Origin of the sequence: Hymenobacter elongatus, assembly GCF_004745955.1 — a bacterium.
GTDB classification, from domain to species: domain Bacteria; phylum Bacteroidota; class Bacteroidia; order Cytophagales; family Hymenobacteraceae; genus Hymenobacter; species Hymenobacter elongatus.
Genome location: NZ_SRLD01000025.1, coordinates 66,241 through 78,463, shown reverse-complemented (window position 1 = coordinate 78,463; position 12,223 = coordinate 66,241). Strand labels below are relative to the sequence as shown.

General features: G+C 57.9%; 10 protein-coding genes. 1 reads left to right on the top strand and 9 read right to left on the bottom strand.

The window, feature by feature from the left end; translation table 11 throughout:
• Positions 1-180: 180 nt before the first annotated feature.
• The 6 genes from lepB to E5J99_RS13455 form a co-directional block, all read right to left on the bottom strand.
• The gene (lepB, locus tag E5J99_RS13480) at positions 181-1,374 is read right to left on the bottom strand and encodes a signal peptidase I (RefSeq protein WP_135498335.1); all 1,194 of its coding nucleotides are present in this window, start codon (positions 1,372-1,374) and stop codon (positions 181-183) included.
• A gap of 118 nt (positions 1,375-1,492) precedes the next feature.
• The gene (gene dapB / locus E5J99_RS13475; RefSeq protein WP_135498334.1) at positions 1,493-2,212 is read right to left on the bottom strand and encodes a 4-hydroxy-tetrahydrodipicolinate reductase; all 720 of its coding nucleotides are present in this window, start codon (positions 2,210-2,212) and stop codon (positions 1,493-1,495) included.
• Positions 2,209-2,859, bottom strand: a complete 651-nt coding sequence (locus E5J99_RS13470; RefSeq protein ID WP_135498333.1) for a DUF5683 domain-containing protein — start codon at positions 2,857-2,859, stop codon at positions 2,209-2,211. The genes dapB and E5J99_RS13470 overlap by 4 nt, the downstream gene beginning before the upstream one ends.
• A gap of 20 nt (positions 2,860-2,879) precedes the next feature.
• The gene (locus tag E5J99_RS13465) at positions 2,880-3,845 is read right to left on the bottom strand and encodes a ParB/RepB/Spo0J family partition protein (RefSeq protein WP_135498332.1); all 966 of its coding nucleotides are present in this window, start codon (positions 3,843-3,845) and stop codon (positions 2,880-2,882) included.
• Positions 3,846-4,155: 310 nt separating this feature from the next.
• The gene (locus E5J99_RS13460) at positions 4,156-4,962 is read right to left on the bottom strand and encodes a ParA family protein (RefSeq protein ID WP_135498331.1); all 807 of its coding nucleotides are present in this window, start codon (positions 4,960-4,962) and stop codon (positions 4,156-4,158) included.
• A 101-nt stretch (positions 4,963-5,063) separates the two neighbouring features.
• Entirely contained in the window at positions 5,064-5,744 is a 681-nt protein-coding gene (locus E5J99_RS13455) for a metal-dependent hydrolase (RefSeq protein WP_135498330.1), read from the bottom strand.
• Positions 5,745-5,897: 153 nt separating this feature from the next.
• On the opposite strand from E5J99_RS13455, the gene E5J99_RS13450 reads away from it, so the two are divergent.
• Positions 5,898-7,565, top strand: coding sequence for an ABC transporter substrate-binding protein (locus tag E5J99_RS13450; RefSeq protein WP_135498329.1), 1,668 nt, complete (start codon positions 5,898-5,900; stop codon positions 7,563-7,565).
• A 16-nt stretch (positions 7,566-7,581) separates the two neighbouring features.
• Here the strand turns inward: E5J99_RS13450 and E5J99_RS13445 are convergent, their stop codons facing one another.
• The 3 genes from E5J99_RS13445 to E5J99_RS13435 form a co-directional block, all read right to left on the bottom strand.
• Positions 7,582-8,133: a DUF6438 domain-containing protein gene (locus E5J99_RS13445; RefSeq protein WP_135498328.1), complete on the bottom strand. Its 552-nt coding sequence runs from the start codon at positions 8,131-8,133 to the stop codon at positions 7,582-7,584.
• A 229-nt stretch (positions 8,134-8,362) separates the two neighbouring features.
• Positions 8,363-10,222 carry a membrane protein insertase YidC gene (yidC, locus tag E5J99_RS13440; RefSeq protein WP_135498327.1) on the bottom strand — a complete coding sequence of 620 codons (1,860 nt, stop codon included), beginning with the start codon at positions 10,220-10,222 and terminating at the stop codon, positions 8,363-8,365.
• Positions 10,223-10,558: 336 nt separating this feature from the next.
• Positions 10,559-12,205: a CTP synthase gene (locus tag E5J99_RS13435; protein WP_135498326.1), complete on the bottom strand. Its 1,647-nt coding sequence runs from the start codon at positions 12,203-12,205 to the stop codon at positions 10,559-10,561.
• Positions 12,206-12,223 lie beyond the last annotated feature (18 nt).

Below are 12,223 nucleotides of genomic sequence, written 5' to 3'. Positions count from 1 at the left end.
CTATTTATGGGCCGAAACGCTTTTTGACAACTCGCCCAAGGACACCGTCCTGCTCAAAATCCCGCGCCACCAACTCCACATCTGGCAAGAGGCCCTGGCATGGGCCGCGTAGGGCTAAAGTCAAGCTCAGCTATTACAAAGGCCTAAATGCTCTGGGGCAATGCGTTACAGCAAGGCAGGCTAGTTGATAAAGTTGAACAAGCGGTTCCAGCGGATTTTGTGGAAAAAGTCCGCATAGGGGTCTACTGACATCCAGATCAGCACGGCTTTGCCCACGATGTGGTCGGCGGGTACGAAGCCCCAGTAGCGTGAGTCCAGGGAGTCGTGGCGGTTGTCGCCCATCATGAAGTAGTAGTTCTGCTTGAACGTGTAGCTGGTCAAGGGCTTGCCATTTTGGAGAAGCACGCCACCCTGCATCGTTACGCCCTCATTATGCTCATAGCGCATGATGATTTTCTGGTAGATAGGCGTGTTCTGGGGCGTTAGCTGTACCGTTTGGCCTTCTTTGGGCAACTGCAGCGGCCCGTAGTTATCCTTGTTCCAGTTCTTGGACGGGCCATTCACGGAAGGAGTGCTCTGCGGATAGTCAGGATTGTTAGGGAAAACCTCCGCTTCTCCCTGGCCCGCCGGCGACTGGTCGAGCACGACGCCTTTGATGAAAGGCTGCTTCTTAAAGAAGTCGGCCGTTTGCGGCGTAGCATCCACCACGTACGCAGGACCCATCGGAGTCATTTGGGCCTGGGGCACGCCATTGGGGCTGTTGAAATCCGAAATACCCTGCTCCTGAAACACCTTGTCGCGCACGGGCTCATTCACCTGCAGGAAATACCGGTTCTGACTCTGCGGCGGATTCACGGCCGGCTTGCCGTTGATGTACACCTGCATGTCCTTCACCTCCAGCACGTCGCCGGCCACGGCCACGCAACGCTTGATGTAGTTGGTACGCAAGTCGGCGGGGTGCTGGTTTTCGAAGGGCACGTTAAACACTACTACGTCGTTGCGCTTCACTTCGGAGAAGCCTGGCAGACGGTAGGAGGGCAGCTGAATAGCCTCCGAATAGCTTTTCAGGCTCGTGCCCCACAGCGTTTGGTGGGTCAGCGGAACCTGCAGCGGCGTCTGGGGCGTGCGCGGCCCGTAGTGCAGCTTACTCACAAACAGGTAGTCGCCTACCAGCAGCGAGTGCTCCATCGACGGAGTAGGGATGGTATACGCTTCGAAAGTAGCCCACCGAATAAGCGTGGCCGCTACTACCGCGAAAAGGATGGCATCACCCCATTCCCGAAAGAAGCCCTTGGGCTTCTTCGGTGCGGCGTTGGTCGTAGTGGTAGTCGTGTTGGCAGCGGCAAGGCGCTCTTCCCAGGATTGAACAGCCATAAGTCGGCAAGATGAAGCAAAAGGATAGCCTGGTCAGGCCGTCGAAAACGCTGTAATATCTGAAATAATTAGGCGGCAAGCATACGCGTTGCGGCACGCGTCGGAGCAGCTTCAGGGTTTATAAGCCTAGTAAATCCTGCATGCCGAACACGCCTTGGTGGCCGGGCAGCCACTCGGCGGCCAGCAAGGCTCCCAGCACAAAACCCTCGCGCGACTGCGCCTCGTGAGTAAGCTCAATCCGGTCGACGGCGGAAGAATAGGTTACGATATGGGTGCCCACTACCTGACCCGTGCGCTCCGAGAGAATTGCCAGCTCGGCGGGGTTCTGCGTAGCGTCGTTGCGCCAGGTGGTTTTGCCGGGAAAGTGCCGCAGAATACCTTCGGCTGCCGTGAGGGCCGTGCCGCTGGGCTGGTCTACTTTCTGGGTGTGGTGTATTTCGCGAACCTGCACATCGTAGCCGCCAAACTGATGCATCTTGGCCGCTATGTACTCATTGAAATGAAAGAACAGGTTGACGCCCACGCTGTAGTTAGACGCATAGAACAGCCTGCCACCGGTTTGCTGGCATAAGTCCTGCGCCTCCGCGAAATGATGGAGCCAGCCCGTGGAGCCGCACACGACGGGCAAGCCTTGTTGCAGGCAGGCCATCACGTTGGCGAAAGCCGCGTCGGGATGAGTGAACTCAATGGCCGCATCCACGGAAGTGGAGTCGAAATCAGTAATGCGGACATCGGGGTGGGCGGGGTCAACGATACCCACAACTTGGTGGCCACGGGCCACCGCTTGGGCCTCGATGGCCTGGCCCATTTTGCCGTAGCCAATTAGGAGCAGCTTCATTCAGTAGGGCGCTTAGGGCGCGTATTATGCAGGGTAAGAGTAAGCGAGATGCCGGGCGTAAGAGCCGCCGTAGGCACCCAGAGCAGCGAGGGCTGCCAGTGCAGGCCCAAATCGTCGCTGATGTCAAAGTCCTTCAGGTGGGCGTCGACTACCGCGTCGAGGACATTGAGGGCGTACGCCAGAGCGGAATACGCAATGAAAACATCCCGTTTTTGGCGGTAGAAAATAATGCCCTGGCGCACTACGCTGCTGTCGCGGGCTAGGCTGGAGTTGGGGCCGGTATCCAGGGTTTCATCGTCGCCGTCGGTGCGGGCGGCATAGCCCGCAATATATTCTTTGTAGCGGCTTTGGTAGAAAAACTCGCCGGCCAGCGTCCCCCCAATGGCGCCATAGACCAGCGGGAGCTTCCAGTATTTGCGGTTGTAAATCTGACCCGCGCCGGGCAGAACGGCCGCCAGAATGCCCGCTTTTTTGGGGCGGGTCATCGCCATGCCAAATAGCTTCTCGGTACGCCGCGACTCTTTGGTTAGGAGTGCTGTGCCAACTACCGCTGAATCAGGACCGGCCGTTACGGTTTGGGCATGGGCCGGCACTGCCAGCGGCAGCGTAGCCAGCAGCGCAAAGGCAGCCAGTCGGTTCTGAGGCATCGTCATAGCGGGTGGAGCGTCTAAGCAGGTTGTAGAATGTGCAGAATGCGCTGCATGTCTTCTACTGAGTCAAACGCAATTTTGATTTCGCCATTGCCCTGCGGACCAGGTTTCACCAGTACTTTGCTGCCAAACCGGTCGGAGAGGTAGCGCTCGGTGCGGCGCAGTTCGGCCACGGGAATATGCACCTGGGTTGCCTGCACTGCCTGGGCGTTGGGCGCGTCGGCTTTGGAGGGTGGTACCAGGCCGGCCCGCACCAGCTGCTCCACTTTGCGCACCGACAGTTCTTCGGTCACGATGCGGTGGAAAATAGCCAGTTGCTGCTCCGCGTCGTCAATATTGATCAGGGCGCGGGCGTGGCCCATGGAAATGACCGTGTCGCGCAGGCCAATCTGGATATCGGGTGGCAGCTTGAGCAGGCGCAGGTAGTTGGTTACGGTCGAGCGGTTTTTGCCCACCCGGTCGCCCAGCTCTTCCTGCTTGAGGTTGCACTCGCTCACGAGGCGCTGGTAGCTCAACGCAATTTCAATGGCGTTGAGGTTTTCGCGCTGAATGTTCTCAATCAGAGCCATTTCCAGCATCTGCTGGTCGTCGGCTTTGCGGATATAGGCCGGAATAGTATCCAGGCCCGCCAGCTTGGATGCCTGCAAGCGCCGCTCCCCCGAAATAAGCTGGTAGGAGTTAGTGCCCATTTGGCGCACCGTGACGGGCTGAATGATGCCCTGAATCTTGATGGATTCCGCCAGTTCCTGCAGGGCTTCCTGGTCGAAGTGGGTGCGGGGCTGATACGGATTGGCCTCAATATGCCCCACCGAAATGAAGCCCACGGAGTTGACGGGGTGCGATACCAAGCCCACCCGGTCCCCTTTTTTCTCGTAGCTTCCTTCAATCAAGGCATTCAGACCGCGGCCCAGGCCACCAATCTTGCGTTTCGCTGCCGCGGGAACCACCGCCGAAGCGCTTTTCTCTTCGTTCTTCTCTGACATACCGACAATCACCTTTCCCCCAACACCAGGCGAAAGCAGGATTCAAAAATACACAAACGACCGGGAAGGGACGGAAAAAATGTTCCACGGACTGAAAAAATCGTGGAACATCGTGTATCTGAGTTGACGCTCAGGCTATTGATAGAGTTGGCTTAAGCCCACTATGCTGTGTCGGCGGCAGGAGTGTATAAGGAGTGTCGCATATGTCGTAATTGGATTATATGGGTGCTAAATGAAGCAGGGCAGGCATAAAATAACAAAGGCCGGCGAATCACGCCGACCTTTGTTATAGTTCTAAGTCAATAAGTCCTTACGCGGCCTCGTCGCTGGCGGCTTCGGATGTGCCGGCAGTTATGTTCTTCTCCACGATTTCGCGGGCCAGGTTCAGGTAGCTGATGCTGCCTTTGCTTTCCGCGTCGTGCAGGATGACCGGGATGCCGAAGCTGGGCGATTCGCTCAGCTTCACGTTGCGCGGAATGATGGTGTCGAACACCAATTGCTGGAAATGCAGCTTCACTTCCTCCACCACCTGGTTGGAAAGGCGCAGACGCACATCATACATCGTGAGCAGAATGCCTTCGATTTCCAGGTTTTCGTTCAGCCGGCTCTGAATGATTTTGATGGTATTGAGCAGCTTGCCCAAGCCTTCGAGCGCGAAATACTCGCATTGCACCGGCACGATAACCGAATGAGCAGCCGTGAGGGCATTCACCGTAATCAAACCCAGGGAAGGTGAGCAGTCGATGATGATGAAATCGTACTGGTCGACGAGAGGGCGCAGGGCATCCTTCATCTTTTCCTCCCGGTTGGGCAGGTTGATCATCTCCACTTCTGCCCCGACTAGGTCGATATGGGACGGCATTAGGTCGAGGTGGGGTAGAATGTTGGTGTTCAGGATGATATCCTGGGCATTGATGCCATCCACCATGCACTCGTAGATACTGTTCTCGATGTCTTTCGGGTCGAAGCCGACGCCCGAGGTGGCGTTAGCCTGCGGATCGGCATCCACCAGGAGCGTCCGGTACTCCAGCGCCGCCAGACTGGCCGCCAGATTGATGGCCGAAGTGGTTTTGCCGACTCCGCCCTTCTGATTGGCTACCGCAATGATTTTTCCCATGTCTTGTAGAAGCTGTAAGCTACGGTCAGTAAGCTGCGAGCTGGTCGGTTAGTAAAGCCTGAAAGTAAAAAGCCGGTTGCCGCCAGAGGCAGCAAGCCTTTTTACAGCGTAATCGTTTCGCCAATCGACATCAGCACCAGCTCTTTGCCGGCCTGGGTGGCTTTGGCTTGCGTCGCGGCGTGGTCGATGGCAATGGGTGGGAAGGTGTCGAAGTGCATGCCTACAATCTTGGCGGCTCCCGTCCAGTCGGCGGCTACCAGCGCGTCGTCGATGCCCATCGTGAAATGGTCGCCGATGGGTAGCAGGACCACATCCAGCGTATGCCGCTCCCCGATGAGCTTCATGTCGTAGGTCAGGGCCGTGTCGCCGGCGAAATACAGCGTTTTGCCTTCCGACTTGATAACAAAGCCGGCGGCCAAGCCAGCGTAGGAGCCATCGGGCAGGGAGCTGCTATGAGCGGCGGCTACCATCTGAACAGTGCCAAAAGGCAGCTGCACGGTGCCTCCCAGGTTCATCTGATACGTGGCTTTCAGGCCCTGTGCGCCAAACCAGCCGAGCAGTTCTACCATGCCGAGCAGCTCTGCCCCCGTGTTCTGCGCAATTTCTGCCGTATCGGCGACGTGGTCACCGTGGCCGTGGCTCAACAGAATATAGTCGGCCTCAATGGCGGCTACGTCCACATCCTTAGCCAAGGGATTGGGACGAATGAAAGGATCAAAAAGAATTTTGCTGCCGCCGGTTTCCAGTAAAAAGCAGGAATGGCCGTAGTAAGTCAGATGCATAAAAGAGGCTGTGGGCTGGGAGTTGGCAAGGAGCGGCTTGACGAAAAAGCAGCCCGTAAAAACTAGCTACCGCCGGAAAGCGCGTAACTATTAGCCGAAAGCTAGGAGCTATACGCTTAGTTTTGCACAAATATAAGCGTTTCCCCCGTTCCCATGCTTTCGTTTGCACGTCGTTTTGCCGGTTATGTTGTCCCGTTGCTCACGGCGTTAGCCAGCTGTGGCCGTCCTGACCAGCCCACGGATGCGCGGAGGGTTTTTCGCTACAATCAGCCCGAAGCCCTTACGTCGCTGGACCCGGCTTTCTCCAACAAGCAGGCGAATATCTGGGCCGTGACGCAACTCTATAACGGCCTCGTGGAGCTGGATTCAGCGCTGCGGCCGGTGCCGAGCGTGGCCCGCCGCTACGACGTTTCGGCGGACGGTAAGCAGTATACCTTTCGGCTGCGGCCCACTGTGCGGTTTCAGGATGCGGAGGTATTCCCCGCCGGCAAAGGCCGAACCGTCGTCGCCGCCGACTTCGTGTACAGCTTCAGGCGCCTGCTCGATGGCGCTACGGCCAGCCCCGGCGGCTGGATTTTTCGAGGTAAGGTGCTCGAAAATGCAGCCGGTGAGCCTTCCGATACGTGCTTCGTGGCCGTGAATGACTCCACGCTACGGATTCATTTGCGGGAGCCGTTCATCCCGTTTCTGGGAATCCTCGCTATGCCGTATGCCTATGTGGTGCCGCGCGAGGCTGTGCAGCGCTATGGCAAGGATTTTCGGGAGCACCCGGTGGGTACGGGGCCATTTATGTTCAAGGAGTGGGACGAAGGCAATGCCATCATCTACCACCGCAACCCGAACTACTGGAAGCGCGACGCTCAAGGGCAGCAGCTGCCCTACGTCGATGCCGTGCAAATCAGCTTCATTCAGGACCGCAAGACCGAGTTTCTGACCTTCATGCAGGGCAAGCTGGATTTCCTCTCCGGCATCCGGGCCGGTAGCCGGGACTTAATTATGCATCCCGACGGCACCGTGCGGGAAGATTTTCAGGGCAAGTTCCGGCTGCAGAAAGCCCCGTATCTGAACACCGAATACCTGGGCTTTCAGCTCGACCCCGCCAACCTGCGCGGCGACGCGGCCAGCGCGGCCCTGCGCGACAAGCGGGTGCGACAAGCCCTGAGCTACGCGTTGAACAAGCCTGAGCTGCTGGCCTACTTTCTCAACAACGTGGGCGTGCCGGGCCACTCGGGGTTTGTGCCCTCGTCGCTGCCTTCCTACAGCGAGCAGCTGGTGCCGGGCTACACCTACCAGCCACTAAAAGCGCGGCAGCTGTTGCAGGCGGCGGGCTACGGACCGCGCAATCCGCTGACGCTGCGCCTGGGTACGGTGGCCGAGCGCAAGGAAGTGTGTGAGTATCTGCAGAAGAAGTGGGCCGAAATAGGCGTGCGGGTGTCTATTGACGTAAACCAATCGGCGGCCCAGCAGGAGCTGGTAGATAACGGACGTGCGGCCTTCTTCACAAAGTCGTGGCTGGGCGACTACCCCGACGCGGAAAACTATCTGGCTCTGTTCTACAGCAAGAATTTTGCTCCGGCCGGCCCCAATAAAACCCATTTCAAAAGCGCCGCTTACGACCAGCTGTACGAGCGGGCCCAGCTGGAGCAAAACGTAGAAAAGCGCTATGCTCTGTACCAGCAGATGGACCGTATCGTGGTAGAAGAGTGTCCGGTCATTCCGCTGTATTACGACCAAGTGGTGCGCCTGACGCAGAATAACATTCGGGGCCTGACTCCTAACCCGATGAACCAGCTGGTGCTGGAACGGGTGCGCAAGCAGTAGTAAAAGGCCATAAAATCTACCGGTCCGAAACGGAGACGCCGCCCGAAATCTTCTCGATTTCATTGCTGATGTAGGTCAGCAGCGCCGTCAGCTCGGATGGGGTGCCTTCTTCGGCCTGCACGGTTTTCAGCATGCCGTTGGGCTGCCGGATGCTGAGTATAGTCGAGGGTAAGTCGGTGGAACCCTGCGAATACCGCTCGTTGTAGGTGGCAAAACGAAGACGTCGCGCATCAGCGAGAATGGTAGTGACGGTAGCAACGGGCATTTTTAGCTCGTGGGAACCGGTGAGGCGCACGTAGCGGTAGCCAATGTAGGAGACGCGGCCATCGGCATAAATAGTGGCTTCGTAATGGGGACAGGGGCCAAAGCACGGCGTCCGCTTGAATAGCATTACCGGCTCGGTCGCCTTCTTTCCGTTGCCCGGCTGCTTGCTGACGACTTTGACGCTCGCCTTGGCCGGCTTACCCTCACCCGCAATAGATTTCTTCTTGCCGCTGACCGCACGCTGGGCGGTGGCAGTGCCAGCCCACAGAAAAGCGGCTAATATCAGGAGGGAAGCAAGGGGCATAGGGGCGAGGCGTTAAGAGGAACTACGTTGGGTAAGATCCAAAAAACGAGCCAGTAAGCAAGCCTTTTTCGCCCGCCGGGTGCTGACAATAGCGCGGTTAGGCTGCTCGGATCAGCACCTGTAAGGGGTGGCCCGCGCACTTAATTCACCCCAATACCACCAGCCATCAACGCACAACGCCTTTCCACTGGGTAGTTGGAAAGGCGTTGGAAAATGCTGCGGGCCGGAATTACGAGCGGCGCGTGGGTTTGCGGGGCTTGGCTTCTTTGGCCTCCGCGGCCCCCAGCTTGGCCTGGGCTTCGCGCTCCTGCGTTGCTTTCATTGCTTCGGCGAGGCGGGCCTGGAAGCCGCTGGGCTTCTTGTCCTTGTTTTTGATTTTGTTGGCTTCGAGCTGCGCCCGGAGCTTCACCTCATCCACGAAGCTGCGGGTGATGAACTGCTGGCCGAACGTAACCATGTTGGATACGAAGTAATACCAGGTCAGGCCGGCGGCGAAGCTGTTCAGCACAAACATGTAGACGACCGGCATCACGTAGCCAATCACCTTCATCTGGCCCTGCATCTGGGTGTTTACCTGATTGCTCTGCCAGGTCATGAGCAGCGTGGAGGCCGTCATGAGCAGCGTGAACAGGCTGACATGGTCGCCGTACCACTTCACGTAGAATGGCAGTTTAATGAATACATCGTAGCTGCTCAGATCCTTGGCCCACAGAAACTGCTCCTGCCGGAGCTCAATGGCATTGGGGAAGAACTGGAACATGGCCAGCAGAATCGGAATGGTCAGCAGCGTGGGAACGCAGCCGCTGAGCGGGCTCACCCCGAAGGCCGAGTAGAGCTTCATCGTTTCGCTCTGCACCTTGGTCTGGTCGTCGCCGTACTTCTCTTTCAGCTCGTCGATTTCGGGCTTGAGCACTTTCATGCGGGCCTGCGACACGTAGGTTTTGTAGGTCAACGGCCAGGTAACCAGCTTGATGAGCAGCACCAGCAGCGCGATAATGAGGCCGTAGGAGCTGATGAACTGCTCCAGGAAGTGGAACACCGGCAGAATCACGCCCTTGTTTACCCAGCGGAAAATGCCCCAGCCCAGATACACATTGCGCTCGAAGCCAGGAGCTACTTTCTCCAGAATTGGTAGGGAGTTAGGGCCGAAGTAGTAGCGAAACTCCGCTTTACCGTTCTGCACGTCGGCCACCGGAATGGTAAGCGTGGTGCTCATGGTCTTCAGGAAAGTAGAATCCTGCAGGTTTACCGTCGAGTTGAAGGTGCCGGTGCTGAACTGATTGTCGGCAATAATGCTGGCCACGAAGAAGTCGTGCTTGTGGGCCGCCCACTTCAACGGCTCGGTCACCTTAATTTCCTCCGGGTTTTCCGATGCTTCAGCTAGCGCCCCGTGGTCATCGGCAACTAAGTAGTGATTGATGGTCGAGTGGTTGCGGTTTTGCTGCGCATCCTGCTCCGTTTGCCGCACGCGGTCCATGAAGGTGAAGATGAGCGGCTGCTGGGCCAGCGAGGCGCTTAGGCCCGGCATGCGCAGGGCATAGCCTACTTCGTAGGAATCGTCGAACAGCGTATAAACCTGCTCAATGCTGCCCCCGGCAATGGCTGCGGTGAACGTCAGACTCTGACCTTTCCGCTCGCCGCTGGTCACGGCCTGCACCGCTGACGGCTGAAAGTATAAGTCGGAGAGCTTAACAGTGCGGCCGTCGGTGGTGCGGAAGCGGGTGTCAAGTTGAGCACTCTCGCTATCGAGCAAGTCCAGGGGCTTGCCCGCGAAGCTTTTGTACTTATTCAGCCGCACGGCTTCCACCCGTCCGCCTTTGGAAGAGAACGTAACCAGCAAGTTGGCGTTCTGGAGCTGCACCTGCTGGGCCGTGCCCTGCGAGGCGGCCGCAAATGAGCCCAGCGCCTGCACGGCCGCCGCCGAATCGAGCGGGGCGGCGGGGGCAGCCGCAGTGCCATTTTTAGCAGCGGCAGTAGTCGTAGCCTTGGCGGCGGGTTGCTCTTTTGGCGGTTTGGGCGAAAAGAAGAACAGGTAGACGAGGAGCAAGGCCGAAATCAGGAACAGGCCGGTTGCTTGGTTTTTGTCCATCGAAGGAGGGTACTGACAGGAAAAGTAAACAGGCGCACCGCGCCACAAAGTGCAAAGGTACGGGGAAAGCGTGGCTTGCCTCAAAAATCCGGCGAGCCAGCGTAAAGGTCGGAATTAGTAGAGGAATATTCGCGAACCGGCGTATGTGGCAGATAACTGACGTAGCCTCGTGTCATTGCGAGGACGAAGCAATCCGTCCTCTGAAATGTGCAGCGCTTCCTTCTGTGAAAAGCCCTTTACTAGCGTGTAGTAAAGGGCTTTCTGGTAAAAGGACATTTTCACCTTCGCAGAGGACGGATTGCTTCGGCCTTTGGCCTCGCAATGACACGGCTTTTCCTAAAACTCGTTTTTGTGGTGCTGAATAGCGGCCTTCACGAAGCGCACGAACAGCGGGTGCGGATTCTGAACGGTGCTTTTCAGCTCGGGGTGAAACTGGCCGGCCACGAACCACGGATGATTCGGAATTTCGATAACCTCCACCAGCCCGGTATCCGGATTGAGGCCCGACGGCACCATGCCGGCCTCCTCGAAAGCCTGCAGGTACTCGTTGTTGAATTCGTAGCGGTGGCGGTGCCGCTCACTGATGCTGTTGCGACCATAGGCTTTCGCCGCTTTTGAGCCTCTGCGCAATTCGCAGTTGTATGCTCCCAGACGCATGGTGCCGCCCTTTTGGGTTACTTTTTTCTGCTCCTCCATCATGGCAATGACGGGAAAGGGCGAGGCCGGATCCATTTCGGTGGAGCTGGCTCCTTCCATCTTTAGCACGTTGCGGGCAAACTCAACCACCGCGCACTGCATGCCCAGGCAAATGCCGAAAAACGGAATCCGGTTTTCGCGCACGTATTTAATAGCCGCCACCTTGCCCTCAAAGCCCCGCTCGCCGAAGCCGGGGGCCACCAGCACCCCGTCGACGCCGTGCAGCAGCTGGGCAATGTTGTCGGCCGTGATATGGTCGCTCTGAATGCTGCGCACCGTTACTTTACACTCATTCTGGGCCCCGGCGTGCACGAAGGCCTCGTTGATGGACTTGTAGGCGTCGGGCAGCTCCACATACTTGCCGACCAGAGCAATGGTAATTTCCTCGGTTGGGTTTTTGAGGCGGCCCAGGAAGTCTTTCCATGCTTCCAGGTCGGGCTGAAGGCTGCCGCCGGTGAGCTTCAGTTTCTTGATAACCCGCTCGTCGAGGTGTTCCTTGAGCATGAGCAGTGGCACCGAGTAAATGCTGTCGGCATCGAGGGCCTCGATAACTGAGTTGATTTGTACGTTGCAGAACAGCGCAATCTTCTTGCGCATCTCCATCGGAATCGGGTGCTCGGAGCGGCACACCAGAATATCGGGCTGCAGGCCGGCCTCGCGCAGGTCGCGCACCGAGTGCTGGGTAGGCTTGGTTTTCAGCTCGCCGGCCGCGGCTAGGTAGGGCAGCAGCGTGAGGTGAATCACGACCGAATCGTTGGACGGCAACTCCCAGCGCAGCTGGCGCACGGCCTCCACGAAGGGCAGGCTCTCAATGTCGCCGATGCAGCCCCCGATTTCGGTAATTACGATGTCGAATTCGCTCCGCTCGCCGAGCATGAGCATGCGCCGCTTTATCTCGTCGGTAATGTGGGGTACCACCTGCACCGTTTTGCCCAAATACGCGCCCTCACGCTCCTGCCGGATGACGTGGTCGTAGATGCGGCCGGTGGTGACGTTGTTGGCCTGGGAGGTCGGCACGTTCAGGAACCGCTCGTAGTGGCCCAGGTCGAGGTCGGTTTCGGCCCCGTCGTCGGTTACATAACATTCGCCATGCTCGTAGGGGTTGAGCGTGCCGGGGTCGATGTTGATGTAGGGGTCGAACTTCTGGATGGTGACCCGGAAGCCGCGTGCTTGCAGCAGTTTGGCGAGGGAGGCGGCAATGATGCCTTTTCCAAGCGAGGAAGTCACGCCGCCGGTCACAAAAATGTACTTGGCGGTATTCGCGGTAGTGGGGGTTCTGTCTGGCATAACAGGACGCAAAGCTAC